This window comes from Streptomyces longisporus (assembly GCF_039532765.1).
GTDB classification, from domain to species: Bacteria; Actinomycetota; Actinomycetes; order Streptomycetales; family Streptomycetaceae; genus Streptomyces; species Streptomyces longisporus.
The window spans coordinates 161,282-180,129 of the sequence record NZ_BAAASG010000014.1 but is presented as its reverse complement, the minus strand read 5'-3'; the positions used below and the strand labels follow the sequence as shown (position 1 = coordinate 180,129).

The 18,848-nt window shown below is 69.8% G+C and carries 16 protein-coding genes; 8 read left to right on the top strand and 8 right to left on the bottom strand.

Annotated features, from left to right (window positions below; all coding sequences use genetic code 11):
- Window positions 1–28: 28 nt before the first annotated feature.
- Together ABD355_RS29760 and ABD355_RS29755 are read right to left on the bottom strand one after the other, a co-directional pair.
- Window positions 29–781, bottom strand: a complete 753-nt coding sequence (locus ABD355_RS29760; RefSeq protein ID WP_344403887.1) for an ABC transporter ATP-binding protein — start codon at window positions 779–781, stop codon at window positions 29–31.
- On the bottom strand, window positions 778–1,293 hold the full coding sequence (locus ABD355_RS29755) for a PadR family transcriptional regulator (protein WP_030933343.1): 516 nt from the start codon (window positions 1,291–1,293) through the stop codon (window positions 778–780). Before ABD355_RS29755 ends, ABD355_RS29760 begins: the two co-directional genes overlap by 4 nt.
- A 121-nt stretch (window positions 1,294–1,414) precedes the next feature.
- Here ABD355_RS29755 and ABD355_RS29750 point away from each other — a divergent pair, with 121 nt between their 5' ends.
- The 5 genes from ABD355_RS29750 (at window position 1,415) to ABD355_RS29730 (ending at window position 8,046) form a co-directional block, all read left to right on the top strand.
- On the top strand, window positions 1,415–2,686 hold the full coding sequence (locus ABD355_RS29750) for an ABC transporter substrate-binding protein (RefSeq protein ID WP_344403886.1): 1,272 nt from the start codon (window positions 1,415–1,417) through the stop codon (window positions 2,684–2,686).
- A 135-nt stretch (window positions 2,687–2,821) separates the two neighbouring features.
- Window positions 2,822–4,447, top strand: coding sequence for a glycoside hydrolase family 13 protein (locus ABD355_RS29745; protein ID WP_344403885.1), 1,626 nt, complete (start codon window positions 2,822–2,824; stop codon window positions 4,445–4,447).
- Window positions 4,448–4,513: 66 nt separating this feature from the next.
- Complete coding sequence (locus ABD355_RS29740; protein WP_344403884.1) at window positions 4,514–5,842, top strand: ABC transporter substrate-binding protein; 1,329 nt, start codon at window positions 4,514–4,516, stop codon at window positions 5,840–5,842.
- Between the two features lie 6 nt (window positions 5,843–5,848).
- Complete coding sequence (locus ABD355_RS29735; protein ID WP_344403883.1) at window positions 5,849–7,210, top strand: carbohydrate ABC transporter permease; 1,362 nt, start codon at window positions 5,849–5,851, stop codon at window positions 7,208–7,210.
- The gene (locus tag ABD355_RS29730; protein ID WP_344403882.1) at window positions 7,207–8,046 is read left to right on the top strand and encodes a carbohydrate ABC transporter permease; all 840 of its coding nucleotides are present in this window, start codon (window positions 7,207–7,209) and stop codon (window positions 8,044–8,046) included. The genes ABD355_RS29735 and ABD355_RS29730 overlap by 4 nt, the downstream gene beginning before the upstream one ends.
- A 213-nt stretch (window positions 8,047–8,259) precedes the next feature.
- Here the strand turns inward: ABD355_RS29730 and pgl are convergent, their stop codons facing one another.
- The 5 genes from pgl to tkt are packed head-to-tail and all read right to left on the bottom strand — an operon-like array spanning window position 8,260 to window position 14,882.
- Window positions 8,260–9,042 (bottom strand): 6-phosphogluconolactonase, encoded by a 783-nt coding sequence (gene pgl, locus ABD355_RS29725; RefSeq protein WP_344403881.1) that lies wholly within the window; start codon window positions 9,040–9,042, stop codon window positions 8,260–8,262.
- Complete coding sequence (opcA, locus tag ABD355_RS29720; RefSeq protein WP_344403880.1) at window positions 9,039–10,118, bottom strand: glucose-6-phosphate dehydrogenase assembly protein OpcA; 1,080 nt, start codon at window positions 10,116–10,118, stop codon at window positions 9,039–9,041. The genes pgl and opcA overlap by 4 nt, the downstream gene beginning before the upstream one ends.
- The gene (gene zwf / locus ABD355_RS29715) at window positions 10,115–11,638 is read right to left on the bottom strand and encodes a glucose-6-phosphate dehydrogenase (protein WP_344403879.1); all 1,524 of its coding nucleotides are present in this window, start codon (window positions 11,636–11,638) and stop codon (window positions 10,115–10,117) included. Before zwf ends, opcA begins: the two co-directional genes overlap by 4 nt.
- Window positions 11,639–11,642: 4 nt before the next feature.
- Window positions 11,643–12,761, bottom strand: coding sequence for a transaldolase (gene tal / locus ABD355_RS29710; protein WP_344403878.1), 1,119 nt, complete (start codon window positions 12,759–12,761; stop codon window positions 11,643–11,645).
- A gap of 33 nt (window positions 12,762–12,794) precedes the next feature.
- Window positions 12,795–14,882 (bottom strand): transketolase, encoded by a 2,088-nt coding sequence (tkt, locus tag ABD355_RS29705; RefSeq protein WP_344403877.1) that lies wholly within the window; start codon window positions 14,880–14,882, stop codon window positions 12,795–12,797.
- 356 nt (window positions 14,883–15,238) lie between these two features.
- On the opposite strand from tkt, the gene ABD355_RS29700 reads away from it, so the two are divergent.
- The 3 genes from ABD355_RS29700 to ABD355_RS29690 all read left to right on the top strand — a co-directional run bounded on the left by ABD355_RS29700 (window position 15,239) and on the right by ABD355_RS29690 (window position 17,772).
- Complete coding sequence (locus ABD355_RS29700) at window positions 15,239–16,192, top strand: heme o synthase (RefSeq protein ID WP_344403875.1); 954 nt, start codon at window positions 15,239–15,241, stop codon at window positions 16,190–16,192.
- 83 nt (window positions 16,193–16,275) lie between these two features.
- A complete protein-coding gene (locus ABD355_RS29695) occupies window positions 16,276–16,608 on the top strand; it encodes a hypothetical protein (protein ID WP_181922503.1) in 333 nt (110 codons plus the stop codon).
- A 57-nt stretch (window positions 16,609–16,665) separates the two neighbouring features.
- Window positions 16,666–17,772 (top strand): amidohydrolase family protein, encoded by a 1,107-nt coding sequence (locus ABD355_RS29690; RefSeq protein WP_344403874.1) that lies wholly within the window; start codon window positions 16,666–16,668, stop codon window positions 17,770–17,772.
- A gap of 19 nt (window positions 17,773–17,791) precedes the next feature.
- Here the strand turns inward: ABD355_RS29690 and ABD355_RS29685 are convergent, their stop codons facing one another.
- Window positions 17,792–18,802 carry a COX15/CtaA family protein gene (locus ABD355_RS29685; protein WP_344403873.1) on the bottom strand — a complete coding sequence of 337 codons (1,011 nt, stop codon included), beginning with the start codon at window positions 18,800–18,802 and terminating at the stop codon, window positions 17,792–17,794.
- Window positions 18,803–18,848: the final 46 nt, after the last annotated feature.

Below are 18,848 nucleotides of genomic sequence, written 5' to 3'. Positions count from 1 at the left end.
CTTCCGGGGATCGTCGTACACCCGCATGTCAGTCCCTGAGCTCCAGCACCCCGGATATCCCGCTCTTACGGGACGCCCCGGTGCCGTCCAGCTCCGCGTCGTCGGCGATCCGGCCGTCGAAGAAGCTGATCACTCGGTCCGCGGCGCTCGCCAGCCGGGCGTCATGGGTGACCAGCACGATCGTCTGGCCGCGCTGGTGGAAGCGGGACAGCAGCCGCATCACCTCACGGGTGCCCTTGCTGTCCAGGCTGCCCGCGGGCTCGTCGGCCAGCAGGAGGGGCGGGTGGTTGACCAGGGCGCGGGCCAGCGCGACCCGCTGCTGCTCGCCGCCGGACAGCTCGCCCGGCATGCTCCGCTCCTTGCCGCCCAGCCCCAGCTCGCCGAGCAGCTGCTCCCGCTCGGCGCGTGCCTGCTTCGGCGTGACACCCGCGAGCAGGGCCGGCAGCTCCACGTTGTCGGCGACCGACAGATTGGAGACGAGGTTGAAGAACTGGAAGACGATCCCGATCCGCTTCCTGCGCTCCACCGCCCAGCGCGCCTCGCTCCACGTGTCCGTGCGCTCACCGTCCAGCCGGATGCTCCCGCCGTCCGGCCGCTGCAGCCCGCCCAGCAGATGCAGCAGGGTCGACTTGCCGGCCCCGGACGGACCGGTGACGGCCACGAACTCGCCCTGCCGCACGCACAGGTCGACCCCGCGCACGGCATGCGCCGGTACGCCCTCGCCGTAGTGCGTCTTGACCAGGCCTTCTGCGTGCAGCACAGGAGCGGGACTGTCGCTCACTCCAGCTCCTCCAGCTCTTCCTGGCACCTCTCCAGCCAGTCGAGGTCGGCCTGGAGGTGCAGCATCGCGCCCTCGATCAGCAGATGGGCGATGCGGTTGTCGCGGTCTTCGGCGGCGGCCAGCTTCGACAGGTCGCGCATGGTGTTGAGGTACTGGCGCCGCTGCTTGTTGATCAGGGCGATCTGCTCGGCGAGACCGGTCTGCGGAGCGAGCGCCAGCTTCATGAAGAACTCGTCCCGCACCCGCGGCTCGTCCTCGGGCTCCTCGAACCAGGCGCGCAACGCCTCCCGCCCGGTGTCGGTGAGGTGGTAGACCTTTTTGTTGGGCCGGCTCGACTGCTCGACGTCCTCGCCCTCGATCAGCCCTTGCTTCTCGAGGCGGCCGAGGGTTACGTAGATCTGGCCGACGTTCGGCTGAGGGTACGCGGACCCCAGCAGTTGCTCAAGGTCCTGCTTGAGCTCGTAGCCATGGGCCGGACCGCGTGCCAGGAGTGCCAGGAGGGGCAGGCGCACTCGTGCTGTCCTCCTGTCCTCGGAATGTGCTCCAGGCCCTAGTATCGCGCATACCTAACAGGTATACATGGCCTCTGACTCCGGGCGAAGATGCCCGGCGCCGGTGTACAGGGAGGAACCTATGCGGTGGATCCATGCCGCGGGTAGGGGCCTCCTTGTTCTCGTCGTGGTCATGACCGGCTATGTCGCCTCTGGGGCCCACGCCGAGGAGGGCACGGCGGGCGGCCGCGGGCCGTTGACGCTCGCCACCGCCGGAGACCTCACCAACTACCTCGACCCCCTCCTCCAGGGCTGGAACCGCACCCACCCCGGTGAGAAGGTCACCCTCGTCGAGCTTCCGGACTCCGCCGACGAGACCCATGCGCAGATGGTCACCGACCTGCGCGGCGGGGACCGCAGCCGGTTCGACGTCCTCAACATCGACGTCAGCTGGACCTCGGAGTTCGCGGCGGCGGGCTGGATACGGCCGCTGCCCCGCGACCGCTTCCCGATGCGGGGCTTCCTGAAGCCGGTCGTCGACACGGCGACCTACGACAACCATCTGTACGCCGTCCCGTACGTCACCAACGCCGGGCTGCTCCTCTACCGCAAGGACATCCTCGCCAAGGAGGGCGTCCCGCCGCCGCGCACCTGGGCCGAGCTGGAGTACGACGCGAAGACCATCGCGCCGAAGTACGGACTCGACGGCTACGCGGGGCAGTTCCTCCCGTACGAGGGCCTCACCGTCAACGCCGCCGAGGCCGTCTACTCCGCGGGCGGCAGCATCCTCGGCGATGAGGGCGCACGCGTCACCGTCGACTCGGCCGCCGCCCGTGAGGGCATCGGCTTCCTCGCCCGGGGCGTGCGCGAGGGCTGGATCCCGAAGAAGGCGCTCACCTACAAGGAAGAAGAGTCCAAACAGGCCTTCCAGGACGGCCGTCTGCTCTTCCTGCGCAACTGGCCCTACGCCTACGTCGGCGCCTCGGCCAAGGGCTCCCCGGTCGCCGGCAAAATCGGAGCCGTACCGCTGCCCGGCCCGGACGGGCCCGGCAGGAGCGTCCTGGGCGGCTCCAACCTGGCCGTCAACACGCACACACAGCACCCGGACTCCGCCGCGCGCCTGCTCGCGTATCTCACCAGCGAGTCCGTCCAGCGCCAGGTCCTCACCCGCGGCGCGCTGCCGCCCGTACGGGCCGCGCTGTACCAGGACCCCGAGCTGATACGGCGGTTCCCGTATCTGCCGACCCTGCGCACCAGCGTCCTGCATGCCGCGCCGCGCCCCAAGAGTCCGCGCTACGACCAGGTCAGCCTGGTGGTGCAGGCGGTCGTGCACGACGCGATGACCGGGCACGAGACACCCGCGGCGGCGGTGCACAGGCTTGCACGGGAGCTGGCGGCCGTCTCCAGTCGCTAGTTACTTGTTAGGTAACGCGGAAGTCTCATCTGGTCGCAGGATGCCCCTTTAAGTCCGCTTTTGCCATGGCAACTCAGCAGTAGCTTCTGTTTCTTTCATTGACACCCTCACGACACGCCTACCTAACATGCATGCATGTTGAGTAAGTACCGCTGGTGGCGTGACGCGGTGATCTACCAGGTGTACGTCCGAAGCTTCCTGGACAGCACCGGAGACGGCATCGGCGATCTGGCCGGGGTCCGCGCCGGACTGCCGTATCTGAAGAAGCTGGGCGTCGACGGGATCTGGCTGAGCCCCTTCTATCCGTCCCCGCAGCACGATCACGGCTACGACGTGGCCGACTACTGCGACGTCGACCCGCTCTTCGGCGACCTCGCCGAGTTCGACCTGCTGATGGCGGCCGCCCGGAAGCTCGGCGTCAAGGTGCTGCTGGACGTCGTGCCCAACCACTGCTCCAGCGAGCACCCGTGGTTCCAGGAGGCTCTCGCCTCGGAACCCGGCAGCGCGGCGCGCGCCCGCTTCCACTTCGCCGACGGCCGCGGCGCCGACGGCTCCCAGCCTCCCAACAACTGGCACTCCATGTTCGGCGGCCCCGCCTGGACCCGGGTGACCGAGCCCGACGGCCGCCCCGGCCAGTGGTACCTGCACATGTTCGCGTCCGAGCAGCCCGACTGGAACTGGCGCAACCCCGCCACCGGCGCCGAGTTCGACCGGATCCTGCGCTTCTGGCTCGACCGGGGCATCGACGGCTTCCGCATCGATGTCGCAGCCGGCCTCTACAAGCACCCCGAACTGCCCGACTCCGACGACCCCGAGGCCGACGCCCGCACCCGCGACTCCGTCAACCCGCTCGCCTGGAACCAGCCCGAGGTGCACGACGTGTGGCGGCACTGGCGGGCGGTGTGCGAGGAGTACACGGCCCGCGACGGCCGTGAGCGGCTGCTGGTCGGCGAGGTGTCGGTGCCGACCGCACGCGAACACGCCCAGTACGTCCGCCCTGACGAACTCCACCAGGCCTTCTTCTTCGACCTGCTCAGCGCCCCCTGGAACGCCGACGCCTTCCGCAAGGTCATCACCGAGGCCATGCAGGACATAGCCGGCACGGGCTCCACGGTCACCTGGGTCCTCAACAACCACGACCAGGTCCGCACCGTCACCCGCTACGGCGAACCCGCGCCCGAGGGCAGCGGCCTGGGCACCGCCCGCGCCCGCGCCGCCGCGCTGCTGATGCTGGCGCTGCCCGGAGCCGCGTACATCTACCAGGGCGAGGAACTGGGCCTGCCCGAGGTGGTCGACCTGCCCGACGACGTGCTCACCGACCCGATCTTCCGCCGCACCGGAAGCCGCGCCCGCATCCGGGACGGCTGCCGGGTGCCGCTGCCGTGGTCCGGGCAGGCCTCGCCCTTCGGCTTCACCTCCGGTGCCGAAAGCGCCCGGCCGTGGCTGCCGCAGCCGTCCTACTTCGCCGAGTACGCCACCGACCGCGCCCTCGCCGACACCCGCTCCTTCTGGCACCTGTACCGCGACGGCCTCCAACTGCGGGCCGCGCTCCCCCAGTTGGGCGAGGGAACGCTCGACTGGCTGGAGACCCCGCCGGGCGTCCTCGCCTTCACCCGCGGCGACGGCCTCGTCTGTGCCGTCAACTTCGGTACGGCACCCATGCCCGCACCGGTCTCCGGCACCCCGCTGCTCTCCAGCGGCCCCTGCACGGCCGGGGTGCTGCCCGGTTCGACGGCGGCCTGGTGGATCAACGACCTCTGACCACCACCGACCCGCCATCCCCCCTGATTGTTCGTCAGTTTCCCACCCCTTGAAGGGACATCAACGATGATGCGACGACGCACGACCCTGCTCGCGAGCTGCACCGCCCTCGCCCTCTCCCTCGGCGCGACCGCCTGCGGAGGCGGCGGACCGGTCTCCGCGGGCGGCGGCGACAAGGCGCTGGGCGGGCAGACGGTCACCGTGGCCGGCGTCTGGACCGGCAGCGAGCAGAAGAACTTCCAGAAGGTGCTCGACGCCTTCAGCGCGAAGACCGGCGCCAAGACCCAGTTCATCTCCACCGGCGACAACGTCTCCACCGTCGTCGGCAGCAAGATCGAAGGCGGCAACGCCCCCGACGTGGTGATGGTCCCGCAGGTCGGCGTGTTGCAGCAGTTCGCCAAGAAGGGCTGGCTCAAGCCGCTGTCCGCCACCACCGAGAAGGCCGTGGACACGGGCTACGCCCCCGTGTGGAAGAAGTACGGCAGCGTCGACGGCACCCTGTACGGCCTCTACTTCAAGGCCGCCCACAAGTCGACGGTCTGGTACAGCCCCACCGCCCTCACCCAGGCGGGCGTCAAGCCGCCGAAGACCTACGACGAGATGCTGAAGGCCGGACACACCGTCTCCGACTCCGGCCTCGCCGCCTTCTCGGTCGCCGGGCAGGACGGCTGGACCCTCACCGACTGGTTCGAGAACATCTACCTCTCGCAGGCGGGCCCCGAGAAGTACGACGCCCTGGCCGCCCACAAACTGAAGTGGACCGACGCCTCGGTGGTCAAGGCGCTCGGCACCCTCGGCAAGCTGTTCAAGGACAAGCAGCTGATAGCGGGCGGCCAGAAGGAGGCCCTCAACACCGACTTCCCGGGCTCGGTGGAGAAGGTCTTCGGGCCCAAGCCCGAGGCCGGCATGGTCTACGAGGGCGACTTCGTCGCCGGGGTCGCCCACGACCAGTTCGGCAAGACCATCGGCACGGACGCGAACTTCTTCCCCTTCCCCGCGGTCGACGGCGGCAAGGCCCCGGTGGTCAGCGGCGGCGACGCGGCCGTGGTCCTCAAGGACGGCAAGAACGCCACCGCCGGCATGAAGCTCCTGGAGTACCTGGCGACCCCGGAGGCCGCCGCCGTATGGGCGAAGGCCGGCGGCTTCCTGTCCCCGAACAAGAAGCTGTCCCTCGACTCCTACGGCGACGACGTCACCCGCGCCACGGCCAAGTCCCTCGTGTCGGCCGGGGATTCGGTCCGCTTCGACATGTCCGACCAGGCGCCGGCGGCGTTCGGCGGCACCAAGGGCGCGGGCGAGTGGAAGCTGCTCCAGGACTTCCTGAGCGACCCGTCGAACCCGAAGGGCACCGCGGCGCAGCTGGAGGCCGCGGCGGCCAAGGCGTACAAGGGCTGACGCGCCATGACCGCGACTTTGGTGAAAGAGACAAGTCCGCCCCCGGTCGCGGGCGTCGAGCGGGCTCGGCGCTCGCGCCGCCGGGCCCGGCTCATCGCTCTGCTCTTCGTCTTCCCGGCGCTGCTCCTGCTGGGTGCGCTCGTCGTGTACCCCGTGCTGTTCTCGATCGGCCGCAGCTTCTTCGACGCGTCCGGGACGCGCTTCGTGGGCGGCGAGAACTACACCGAGATGTTCCGGGACCCGGCGACCCTCAAAGCCGTACGGAACACGGCCATCTGGGTCGTGGTGGCGCCCGCGCTGCTGACCGGGCTCGGCCTGATCCTCGCCGTACTGGTGGAGAAGGTCCGCTGGGCGACGGCCTTCAAGCTCCTGTTGTTCATGCCGATGGCGGTGTCCTTCCTGGCGGCGGGCATCATCTTCCGGCTCGCCTACGACGAGGACCCGAACAAGGGCGTGCTGAACGCGGCCGTGGTCTCGGTGCACGACGCCTTCAAGGGCACCTCGGAGTACCCGACCGCACGGGCCCGCGTGGGCCAGGGGCTCAAGGCGGGGCCGGACGGCTCGTACCGGACGAGCGGGAGCGTGTCGCCGGGCCGGTCGGTGGCGCTCGGGCTCGTCGGCGTCGCGCCGAAGGACCTGCCGGGCGGTGCCGAGCCCGCGTACGGCGCCGCGCACCGCAAGGCCGCGCCCGACGAGCTGCGCGGGGTCGTCTACCTGGACTTCACCCCCGGCGGAGGCGGGAAGCAGGGCCAGGTCGACCGGCGGGAGAGCGGGCTGCCGGAGATGAAGGTCGAGGCGGTGCGGGACGACGGGACGACGGCCGGGAGCACGACGACGGCCGCTGACGGCTCCTTCCGGTTCTCGGGGCTGAAGTCCGGCTCGTACACGGTCGAGTTGCCCGCGTCGAACTTCGCCCAGCCGTACCAGGGCATCTCGTGGCTCGGGCCGATGCTCGTCACGCCGGCGATCATCGGGGCGTATCTGTGGATCTGGACCGGGTTCGCGATGGTCCTGATCGGCGCCGGGCTCGCGACGCTGCCGCGCGATGCGCTGGAGGCGGCGCGGATGGACGGCGCCAACGAGTGGCAGATCTTCCGGCGGATCACGGTGCCGCTGCTGGCGCCGGTGCTCACCGTCGTCTTCGTGACCCTCGTGATCAATGTGATGAAGGTCTTCGACCTCGTCTACATCATCGCGCCCGGGCCGGTGCAGGAGGACGCGACCGTGCTCGCCACCCAGATGTGGCTGGTGTCCTTCGGCGGCGGAAACAACCAGGGGCTCGGCAGTGCGCTGGGCGTGCTGCTCCTGCTGCTCGTGGTCCCCGCCATGGTCTTCAACGTCCGTCGTTTCCGGAGGAGTCAGCGATGAACGCGGTCAGGCGTGGCCTGGGCAATGGGCTTGTGCAGGCGTTCCTGGTGGTGATCGGTCTGGTGTGGCTGACGCCGCTCGCGGGGTTGTTCCTGTCGTCGTTGCGGTCCTCGCAGGACTCGGCGAGCAGCGGCTGGTGGACGGTGTTCAGCAGCCCGGGGCAGCTGTCCTTCGACAACTACTCGGCGCTGCTGAAGAACTCCGGGATGACCCAGGCCTTCTGGAACACGGTGCTGATCTCCGTGCCGGCGACCGTGCTGGTCGTGGTGCTGGCGGCGCTGGCCGGATATGCCTTCGCCTGGCTGGACTTCCCCGGGCGGGAGGCCGTCTTCCTGGTCGTGGTGGCCCTTTTGGTGGTGCCGGTGCAGATCGGCTTGCTGCCGGTGGCCAAACTCTTCGGCCAGCTGGGGCTGTTCGGGACGATTCCGGGGGTCGTGCTGTTCCATGTGGCGTACGGGCTGCCCTTCGCGGTGTTCCTGCTGCGGAACTACTTCGCCGAGATGCCGAAGGAGATGCTGGAGGCGGCTCGTATGGACGGCGGGAGCGAGTGGCGGATCTTCACGCGGCTGGTGCTGCCGGTGGGGCGGCCGGCGATCGCGTCCCTGGCGATCTTCCAGTTTCTGTGGGTGTGGAACGACATGCTGGTGGCGCTGTTGTTCGCGGACAGTTCCTCGCAGCCGTTGACTGTGCAACTCCAGTCGCAGATACGGCAGTTCGGGAGCAACATCGATGTGCTGGCACCGGGGGCGTTCGTGTCGCTGGTGGTGCCGGTGGTGGTGTTCTTCGCGTTCCAGAAGCACTTTGTGCAGGGGGTTATGGCGGGTTCGGTGAAGTGAGGGGTGCGGCTCCTCTGGGGGCTGCCGCCCCCAGACCCCCGCTTCGGCCTGAACGGCCTCGTCCTCAAACGCCGGACGGGCTGAAAGATCAAACCCCCGGCGGGCGAAAAATCAGCCCCTCCGGCGTTTGAGGAGCGGGGGTCCGGGGGCTGGCCCCCGGGTCGGGACGGGAAGGGGCGGCGGGGGCGTAAAACTCTCCGCCGCACCCTCAACTCACGGCGAGGCCGGTGGGTACAGGGAGCGGGGCAACTGCGAAGCCGCCGCCGCGTCCAGCAGCCACAGGGTGCGGGAGCGGCCACGGGCCCCTGCTGCAGGGGCCTGCACCTCACCCGCCCCCGACAGGGCGATCGCCGCCGCCTGGGCCTTGTCCTCGCCGGCGGCCAGGAGCCAGACCTCACGGGCCGCGCGGATCGCCGGCAGGGTGAGGGTCACCCGGGTCGGCGGGGGTTTCGGCGCGCCGTGGACGCCCACCACCGTCCGCTCCGTCTCCCGCACCGCGGGCAGCTCCGGGAACAGCGAGGCCACATGCGTGTCAGGGCCCACGCCCAGCATCAGGACGTCGAAGGTCGGCACGGCACCGTGGTTCTCAGGACCGGCCGCCCGGGCCAGCTCCTGCGCGTACCCCTCCGCCGCCGCCTCGACATCGGCCCCGTACGGCCCGTCCGACGCCGGCATGGCATGCACCCGCTTCGGATCCAGCGGGACGGAGTCCAGCAGCGCCTCGCGGGCCTGCGTGACATTGCGGTCCGGGTCGCCCTCCGGCAGGAAACGCTCGTCCCCCCACCACAGGTCGAGCCGGCCCCAGTCGATCGCGTCCCGGGCCGGCGCGGCAGCGAGCGCGGCCAGCAGGCCGTTGCCGTTGCGGCCGCCCGTGAGGACCACGGACGCATAGCCCCGGGAGGCCTGCGCGTCCACGATCTTCGTGATGAGGCGGGCCGCGGCGGCCTGCGCCATCAGTTCCTTGTCGTGGTGCACGACCAGCTGCGGAGTACTCACTTCGCCGCCGCCTTCGTCGCCTTGCTCTTGGCCGCTTCGTTCACCGGCGCCTGCGCTTCCTCCTGCGGTGCGGAAGCTTCCTCAGCGGCTTCGACGGCGACCTCTTCTCCTTTGGGGGTCACGGCCTTAGAGAGGTCCGGCGTGGGCAGCGAAGGGTTCAGCCGGTCCACCCCGAACCGCAGCGCCGAGGCATACGTGTCGTCCGGATCCAGCCGCCGCAGTTCCTCCGCGATCAGCTCCGCCGTCTCACGCCGCTTCAGCGCCACCGCACGGTCCGGCTGGCCCTGGATGGACAGGGTCGCCAGGGAGCCGTCCGCCCGGTCCAGGACTATCTGACCGGTGTCGGTGGCCATGCGGACCGCCGTCAGGCCCGGCCCGCCCGACAGCGACCGCTTCACCGGCACGTCCAGCCGGTCCGCCAGCCACATCGCCAGCAGTTCGCAGCTCGGGTTGAACTCCTCGCCCTCCACCTCGACGGCCTCCACCTCGCAGGTGACCTGGTCGAGCGCGGCGGCCAGCATGGAACGCCAGGGCGTGATGCGGGTCCAGGACAGGTCGGTGTCGCCGGGGGTGTACGTGTCGGCGCGCGCCGTCAGCTCCCGTACCGGCTGCTCCGCGGCGTAGGTGTCCGTCACCCGGCGCTGGGCCAGAGCGCCCAGCGGGTCGTTGGCCGGGTCGAGGGGCGCGTTCACCGGCCACCAGACCACCACCGGGGCGTCCGGCAGCAGCAGCGGCAGGACGACCGACTGGGCGTGGTCCGCGACCTCGCCGTAGAGGCGGAGCACGACCGTCTCGCCCGTCCCCGCGTCCGCGCCCACCCGCACCTCGGCGTCCAGCCGCGACTGTGTACGGTCGCGGGGCGAACGCGAGACGCGCTTGATGACCACGAGCGTGCGCGAGGGATGCTCGTGCGAGGCGTCGTTCGCGGCCTTCAGGGCGTCGTACGCGTTCTCCTCGTCCGTCACGATGACCAGCGTGAGCACCATGCCGACGGCCGGTGTGCCGATGGCACGGCGGCCCTGCACCAGCGCCTTGTTGATCTTGCTGGCCGTGGTGTCCGTGAGGTCTATCTTCATGGCCGGCGCCAGCTCCGTCCGTCTCGCTCGAGCATTTCGTCCGCCTCGACGGGCCCCCAGGTGCCGGACGGGTACTGGGCGGGCCTGCCGTTCTGGTCCCAGTACTGCTCGATCGGGTCGAGGATCTTCCAGGACAGCTCGACCTCCTCGGTGCGCGGGAAGAGGTTCGAGTCGCCGAGCAGGACGTCCAGGATCAGACGCTCGTACGCCTCCGGGGAGGACTCGGTGAAGGACTCGCCGTAGGCGAAGTCCATCGACACGTCCCGGATCTCCATCGAGGTGCCCGGCACCTTGGAGCCGAACCGGACCGTCACGCCCTCGTCCGGCTGGACGCGGATGACGATCGCGTTCTTGCCGAGCTCCTCCGTCGCCGTGTGGTCGAAGGGGGAGTGCGGAGCGCGCTGGAAGACGACCGCGATCTCGGTGACCCGGCGGCCCAGGCGCTTGCCGGTGCGCAGGTAGAAGGGCACGCCCGCCCAACGGCGGTTGTCCACCTCCAGCTTGATGGCTGCGTAGGTGTCCGTCTTCGACTTGGCGTCGATGCCCTCCTCCTGGAGGTACCCGACCGCCTTCTCGCCGCCCTGCCAGCCGGCCGCGTACTGGCCGCGCACGGTGTCCCGGCCCAGGTCCTTCGGCAGCCGTACGGCCCCGAGCACCTTGGTCTTCTCGGCGGCCAGCGCGTCCGCGTCGAAGGAGGCGGGCTCCTCCATGGCCGTAAGGGCCATCAGTTGCAGGAGGTGGTTCTGGATGACGTCACGGGCGGCGCCGATACCGTCGTAGTAGCCGGCGCGGCCGCCGATGCCGATGTCCTCGGCCATGGTGATCTGCACATGGTCCACGAAGGACCGGTTCCAGATCGGCTCGAACATCGTGTTGGCGAAGCGCAGCGCCAGGATGTTCTGGACGGTCTCCTTGCCCAGGTAGTGGTCGATCCGGAAGACCTGGTCCGGGGCGAAGACCTCGTGGACGACCTTGTTGAGCTCCTCGGCCGACTTCAGGTCGTGGCCGAAGGGCTTCTCGATGACCGCGCGGCGCCAGGAGCCGCCGGTCTGGTCGGCAAGGCCGTGCTTCTTCAGCTGCTGGATGACCACGGGGAAGGAGCGCGGTGGCACCGACAGATAGAAGGCGAAGTTGCCGCCCGTTCCCTGAGCCTTGTCGAGCTCCTCGATGGTGCCGCGCAGCCGCTCGAACGCGTCGTCGTCGTCGAAGGTGCCCTGCACGAAGCGCATCCCCTGGATGAGCTGCTGCCAGACCTCCTCACGGAACGGCGTACGGGCGTGCTCCTTGACGGCGTCGTGCACCTCGGCCGCGAAGTCCTCGTGCTGCCACTCGCGGCGCGCGAAGCCGACGAGGGAGAAGCCCGGCGGCAGCAGACCCCTGTTGGCGAGGTCGTACACGGCGGGCATGAGCTTCTTCCGTGACAGATCGCCCGTGACGCCGAAGATGACCAGGCCCGACGGCCCCGCGATACGCGGGAGCCGTCGGTCGGCGGGGTCACGCAGCGGGTTGCTGCTCGACAAGGGTTCAGCCCTCCGAGGGGGCGAGGCGCTCCAGCTCCGCCTCGGTCGACTTGAGCAGGTCGTTCCAGGACGCCTCGAACTTCTCGACGCCCTCGTCCTCGAGGAGCTGCACCACGTCGTCGTACGAGATCCCGAGCTTCTCGACGGCGTCGATGTCGGCGCGGGCCTGCTCGTACGTGCCGGCGACGGTGTTGCCGGTGATCGAGCCGCTCTCCTCGGTGGCGTGCAGGGTGGCCTCCGGCATGGTGTTGACCGTGTTCGGCGCCACCAGGTCGTCGACGTAGAGGGTCGGCTTGTACGCCGGGTCCTTCACGCCGGTGGAGGCCCACAGCGGACGCTGCTTGCGGGCGCCCGCGTTCTCCAGCTTGCTCCACCGCTCGGAGGAGAAGACCTCCTCGTACGCCTGGTAGGCCAGACGCGCGTTGGCGACGGCGGCCTTGCCGCGCAGCGCCTTGGCCTCGTCGGTGCCCAGCGCGTCGAGCCGCTTGTCGATCTCGGTGTCCACGCGGGACACGAAGAACGACGCCACGGAACGGATCTGCGAGAGGTCCAGGCCGCGCTCCTTGGCCTTCTCCAGGCCCGAGAGGTAGGCGTCCATGACCTCGCGGTAGCGCTCCAGCGAGAAGATCAGCGTGACGTTGACGCTGATGCCGAGGCCGATGACCTCGGTGATCGCCGGCAGGCCCGCCTTGGTGGCCGGGATCTTGATGAGCGTGTTGGGGCGGTCGACGAGCCAGGCCAGCTGCTTGGCCTCGGCGACCGTCGCCTTGGTGTTGTGCGCCAGACGCGGGTCGACCTCGATCGACACGCGGCCGTCCTGGCCGTCGGTGGCGTCGAAGACCGGGCGCAGGATGTCGGCGGCGTCCCGGACGTCCGCCGTGGTGATCATGCGGACGGCCTCCTCGACGGTGACCTTGCGGGCGGCGAGGTCGGTGAGCTGCTGCTCGTAACCATCGCCCGAGGAGATCGCCTTCTGGAAGATCGTCGGGTTGGTGGTGACGCCCACGACGTGCTGCTGGTCGATCAGCTCGGCGAGGTTGCCGGACGTGATCCGCTTGCGCGACAGGTCGTCCAGCCAGATCGCGACGCCTTCTTCGGAGAGGCGCTTGAGTGCGTCTGTCATGGAATTACATCTCCTACGTGTCGTATATGGGCGTCAGCGCTGGGCGGCGGCGATGGATTCCCGGGCCTTGGCGGCCACGTTCTCCGCAGTGAAGCCGAACTCGCGGAAGAGGACCTTGCCGTCGGCGGAAGCACCGAAGTGCTCCAGGGAAACGATGCGACCGGCGTCCCCGACGTACTTGTGCCAGGTGAGGCCGATGCCCGCCTCGACCGCGACCCGCGCCTTCACCTGCGGCGGCAGGACGCTGTCCCGGTACCCCTGGTCCTGCTCCTCGAACCACTCCACGGACGGCATGGACACGACCCGCGTCGGCACCCCGTCGGCCTGCAGCTGCTCGCGCGCCTCGACGGCCACGTGCACCTCGGAACCGGTGGCGATCAGGATGACCTGGGCTTCGCCGCCCTCGGCCTCGAACAGGACGTAACCCCCCTTGGCCGCGTCCTCGTTGGGCTCGTACGTCGGCACGCCCTGACGGGTCAGCGCCAGACCGTGCGGGGCGCCCTTGCCGAACTCCTTGGTGTACCGCTTGAGGATCTCGCGCCAGGCGATCGCGGTCTCGTTGGCGTCGGCCGGGCGGACCACGTTCAGACCCGGGATGGCACGCAGGGACGCGAGGTGCTCGACGGGCTGGTGCGTCGGGCCGTCCTCGCCCAGGCCGATGGAGTCGTGCGTCCACACGTACGTCACCGGCAGGTGCATCAGCGCCGACAGCCGCACGGCGTTGCGCATGTAGTCGGAGAAGACCAGGAACGTACCGCCGTAGATACGGGTGTGGCCGTGCAGCGCGATGCCGTTCATCTCCGCGGCCATGGAGTGCTCGCGGATGCCGAAGTGGATCGTGCGGCCGTACGGGCTCGCCTCCGGCAGCGGGTTGTCCGCCGGCAGGAACGAGGAGTTCTTGTCGATGGTCGTGTTGTTCGACCCGGCCAGGTCGGCGGAGCCGCCCCACAGCTCGGGGATGACCGCACCCAGCGCCTGCAGCACCTTGCCGGACGCGGCACGCGTGGCGACACCCTTGCCCGGCTCGAAGACGGGGAGCTTGTCCTCCCAGCCGGCGGGCAGTTCACCCGCGTTGATGCGGTCGAACTCGGCGGCGCGCTCGGGGTTGTTCTGCCGCCACAGCTGGAACGACTTCTCCCACTCGGCCTTCGCCTCACGGCCCCGCTCCAGCGCCTGGCGGGTGTGCTTGATGACGTCGTCGGAGACCTCGAAGGACTGCTCCGGGTCGAAGCCCAGCACGCGCTTGGTGGCGGCCACCTCGTCGTCGCCGAGCGCCGAGCCGTGCGCGGCCTCGGTGTTCTGCGCGTTCGGGGCGGGCCAGGCGATGATCGAGCGCATCGCGATGAAGGACGGCTTGTCCGTCACCTGCTTCGCGGCCTCGATCGCGTTGTAGATGGCGTGCGGGTCGAGGTCGCCGTCGGGCTTCGGGGCGATGCGCTGGACGTGCCAGCCGTAGGCCTCGTACCGCTTGACGGTGTCCTCGGAGACGGCCGTCTCGGTGTCGCCCTCGATCGAGATGTGGTTGTCGTCCCACAGCAGGATCAGATTGCCGAGCTTCTGGTGGCCGGCCAGCGAGGACGCCTCGGCGGAGATGCCCTCCTGGAGACAGCCGTCACCGGCGATCGCGAAGACGAAGTGGTCGAAGGGGGACTCGCCCTGCGGGGCGTCCGGGTCGAAGAGGCCGCGCTCGTAGCGGGCGGCCATCGCCATGCCCACGGCGTTGGCGACACCCTGGCCGAGCGGGCCGGTCGTCGTCTCGACGCCCTTGGTGTGGCCGTACTCGGGGTGGCCCGGGGTCTTCGAGCCCCAGGTGCGGAAGGCCTTGAGGTCGTCCAGCTCCAGGCCGAAGCCGGCCAGGTAGAGCTGCGTGTAGAGGGTCAGGGACGAGTGACCGGCGGACAGCACGAAGCGGTCGCGGGCAACCCAGTCCGGGTCGGCCGGGTCGTGCCGCATCACCTTCTGGAAGAGGGTGTAGGCGGCGGGCGCCAGGCTCATCGCCGTACCCGGATGGCCGTTGCCGACCTTCTGTACGGCGTCGGCGGCCAGGACGCGGGCGGTGTCAACGGCCCGCTGGTCCAACTCGGTCCACTCGAGGTCTGTGGTGGTCGGCTTGGTGCTCACCCTGAGTCAGGGCTCCTCTCCACATGTCACGCATGTCGAATGCCGGCGCACTGGACGCCCACCGGCCGCTGTCGAGCCTACCCCTGTAAGTACGTGCAATTTTTCGAGTCATTCCAGACTGCCGGGCCCACGGGGGATCCGCCTCCCGACTGGGCGGATCGCATTCGGCAACTGAATACGGAGCGGCTCATCCGAGTGCTCAATCGAGCTGTCGATCGAGCTTCTGTACGGCCCCTGCCAACACGACCCCACCCCCGCGAAGGTCGGGGTATGGGCAACGTCTACAGTGGCGTGGTACGCGCGAGCCTTTACCGGGACTTCACACGGGCGAGGCTTGCTGGGATGTCTCTGTAGGGGTGTGCGTGACGGCCGTCGAATCCCGTCCAGCCGGGGTGCTGGGGGAGAGCAGGAGCTCGAGTCACCGGCCGTTCGGGGCCCGTGTCAAGGCGTTCGTGGCGCTCACCAAGCCGCGGATCATCGAGCTGCTGCTCATCACCACCGTTCCGGTGATGTTCCTCGCCCAGCAGGGCGTGCCGGACCTGACGCTGGTGCTGCTCACCTGCGTCGGCGGCTACCTCTCGGCGGGCGGCGCCAATGCGCTGAACATGTACATCGACCGCGACATCGACGCCCTCATGGACCGCACCTCGCAGCGCCCGCTGGTCACCGGCATGGTCAGCCCGCGCGAGTGCCTCGCCTTCGGCATCACCCTCGCGGTCGTCTCGACGCTGCTGTTCGGCTTCACCGTCAACTGGCTGAGCGCCTGGCTCTCCCTCGGCGCACTCCTCTTCTACGTCGTCGTCTACACGATGATCCTCAAGCGCCGTACCTCGCAGAACATCGTGTGGGGCGGCATCGCCGGCTGCCTCCCGGTGCTCATCGGCTGGTCGTCCGTCACCGACTCCATGTCGTGGGCGCCGATCATCCTCTTCCTCGTCATGTTCTTCTGGACGCCGGCGCACTACTGGCCGCTGTCCATGAAGGTCAAGGAGGACTACGCGCGCGTGGGCGTGCCGATGTTGCCGGTGGTCGCCTCCAACAAGGTGGTCGCCCGGCAGATCGTGATCTACAGCTGGGTGATGGTCCTGGTCTCGCTGCTCCCCACCCCGCTCGGCTACACGGGCTGGTTCTACATGCTCGTGGCGCTGCTGGCCGGCGGCTACTGGCTCTGGGAGGCACACGGCCTGCAGAACCGGGCCAAGGCCGAGGTGACGGGCGCGAAGCTGAAGGAGATGCGCCTGTTCCACTGGTCCATCACCTACGTGTCGATCCTCTTCGTCGCCGTCGCGGTGGACCCCTTCCTGCGTTAGCGGCTCAGGCGGGCGGGGTGCGTGGTCAAGGCCACGCACCCCGCCCGTCGCCGTTTGATCTACCCGTCGGTAGCATCCTGGCCATGGCAGAGACTCAGCAGGTTGACCCGAAGGCCGAGCGCAAGGTGGCGCGGCTCGCCAAGCAGATCAGCGCCTTCTCCAAGGCGCACGGCGGGGCCGAGGGACAGGTGGCCTACATCGGCGAGCGCGGCGCGCGCATCGTCCTCGTCGGCGAGGACGGCGGCTGGGGCGATCTGGTGGCGCCCTCGTACGAGCTGGCCGAGAAGGCGGTGGAGAAGGCCGGCATCACCGTCCACGAGGACTTCGACGGCGAGTTCGCGGCCAAGGTGAAGACGGGCCGGTACGAGTGGACGCGCATGGCCGGGATCCAGGTGGGCGGTCCTAGCAACACCTAGTGCCGGGTTCACCCGTTAGGCCCTGCGACAGCAGGGGCCAGCACACGGGGAGTCCGGATGATCGAAACGCCGTCCCTCGTGGACCAGTACTGCCACGGCGTACTGAGGACGGAGCTGGGCCTCGGCACCTTCGAGGCCCAGCTGTCCCGCACCGAGGGCCCGCCCGCGCCCGGCACCACCCTCTTCGACACACAGACGGGTTTCGCCGTACGACGCTGGTGCCCTCCGCTGCTCGGCCTGGAACCGCACTGTCCGCCCGCCCGCTATCTCGCCCGCCGTCGTGAACTGGGCGTACTGGAAACGGGCCGCAGGCTGCTGCGCGGCAGCGGCATCACGACGTATCTGGTCGACACGGGCCTGCCCGGCGATCTGACCGGCCCCTCCGAACTGGCGTCCGCCGGGGCCGCCGAGGCCCGCGAGATCGTCCGCCTGGAGTTACTGGCCGAACAGGTCGCCGACACCTCCGGCACCGTGGAGTCCTTCCTCGCCAACCTCGCCGAGTCGGTGCACGCCGCGGCCGCGAACGCCGTGGCCTTCACGTCGGTCGCGGGCGTACGGCACGGTCTCGCGCTCGCGCCCGAGCCGCCGGGGCCGGGTGAGGTGCGGGGCGCCGCCGGCCGGTGGCTGGCCGGACGCAGGGTGGGCGGCGAGCTGACCGACGCCGTACTCCTGCGGCATCTGCTGTGGATCGCGGTCGCCTCAGGACTGCCGCTCCAGCTCCACGCGGGCCTCGGCGAACCGGGCCAGCGCATCGACCGCACCGACCCGGTGCTGCTCACGGACTTCGTCCGCGCGACGGCGGGCCTGGGCACCGATCTGGTCCTGCTGCACGGCTACCCCTACCACCGCCACGCCGCCCACCTGGCCGGCGTCTTCCCGCACGTCTACGCCGACTCGGGCGCCGCCCTGGTCCGCACCGGCGCCCGCGCCGCAACCGTCCTCGCCGAGATCCTGGAACTGGCACCCTTCGGCAAGATCCTCTTCTCCAGCGGCGCCCATGGCCTGCCCGAACTGCACGTCGTGGGGGCACGCCTGTTCCGGGAGGCCCTGGGGCGGGTCCTGGGCGGCTGGGTCGCCGAGGGTGCGTGGTCGCTGGCGGATGCGCAGCGGGTGGCGGGGATGGTGGCGGCGGGGAATGCGCGGAGGGTGTACGGACTGGAGTGAGGCGTACTGCGACAGAGCCTCAGGCCCGCGTGCCCACCGTCACCTCGGTCGAGGGACCGGGAAGGTCGGCAACCGCCTCCGGCCGCTCCCGCAGGGCCAGCAGCACCCGCAGCGCCCAGATCCAGATCAGGCAGGAGCCGAACATGTGCAGGCCGACGAGGACCTCGGGCAGGTGCGTGAAGTACTGGACGTAGCCGATGACGCCCTGCGCGAGCAGCACCAGGAACAGCTCCCGGGTGCGGGCCAGCGGCTCCTTGGGGGCGTCGACCGCCTTCAGGACGAACCACAGGGCGAAGGTCAGCGTCACCACGATCCACGCGAGCACCGCGTGCAGCTTGGCGACCGTCTCCCAGTCGATCGGGATCCGCTCGACCTTGCTGGAGTCACCCGCGTGCGGCCCCGCGCCGGTGACCACTGTGCCCACCGCGATCAGCAGCACGGTGGCGAGGACCAGGAACCACACCATCTGCTGCACCGGCTTGCCGACCAGCGGACGGGGCGCCCCGTCGCCCTCGCGGGCGCGCTGCCACATCACGACGGCGACCGCGATCAGCGCGGAGGCGAGCAGGAAGTGGGCGGCGACCGTGTACGGGTTGAGGCCGACCAGGACCACGATGCCGCCGAGCACCGCATTGCTCATGACCAGCCAGAACTGGGCCCAGCCGAGCCGGGTCAGGCTGCGCCGGTACGGCTTCTCGGAGCGCGCGGCGACGATCGCCCAGCCGATGGCGGCGCACAGCACATACGTCAGCATGCGGTTGCCGAACTCGATGGCGCTGTGGAAGTTCATCTCGCCCGTCGGCGCCAGCGAGTTCGCGGTGCACTTGGGCCAGGTCGGGCAGCCGAGCCCGGAGCCGGTCAGCCGCACCGCACCGCCGGTGACCACGATGACCACCGACATGACGAGCGCGGAAAGAGCCGACCGCTGGACCGTCCGGGGCTCGGGGGTCCAGCGTCCGGCGATGAAGGAGAGCGGGTTGCGCAGGGCCGCCACGGCGTCGGCGCGGGTCAGGTTTGGCACGCGTTCCATCGTAGGGGGCCGCTTGTGCACGCTTTCACGAGGGTCCATGACGCGC

Coding starts and splice junctions, on each gene's coding strand:
- ABD355_RS29685 (WP_344403873.1), bottom strand. CDS start 18,802: ATGGAACGCGTGCCAAACCTGACCCGCGCCGACGCCGTGGCGGCCCTG.
- ABD355_RS29745 (WP_344403885.1), top strand. CDS start 2,822: ATGTTGAGTAAGTACCGCTGGTGGCGTGACGCGGTGATCTACCAGGTG.
- ABD355_RS29740 (WP_344403884.1), top strand. CDS start 4,514: ATGATGCGACGACGCACGACCCTGCTCGCGAGCTGCACCGCCCTCGCC.
- opcA (WP_344403880.1), bottom strand. CDS start 10,118: ATGAAGATAGACCTCACGGACACCACGGCCAGCAAGATCAACAAGGCG.
- ABD355_RS29735 (WP_344403883.1), top strand. CDS start 5,849: ATGACCGCGACTTTGGTGAAAGAGACAAGTCCGCCCCCGGTCGCGGGC.
- ABD355_RS29730 (WP_344403882.1), top strand. CDS start 7,207: ATGAACGCGGTCAGGCGTGGCCTGGGCAATGGGCTTGTGCAGGCGTTC.
- ABD355_RS29690 (WP_344403874.1), top strand. CDS start 16,666: ATGATCGAAACGCCGTCCCTCGTGGACCAGTACTGCCACGGCGTACTG.
- ABD355_RS29695 (WP_181922503.1), top strand. CDS start 16,276: ATGGCAGAGACTCAGCAGGTTGACCCGAAGGCCGAGCGCAAGGTGGCG.
- tal (WP_344403878.1), bottom strand. CDS start 12,761: ATGACAGACGCACTCAAGCGCCTCTCCGAAGAAGGCGTCGCGATCTGG.
- ABD355_RS29750 (WP_344403886.1), top strand. CDS start 1,415: ATGCGGTGGATCCATGCCGCGGGTAGGGGCCTCCTTGTTCTCGTCGTG.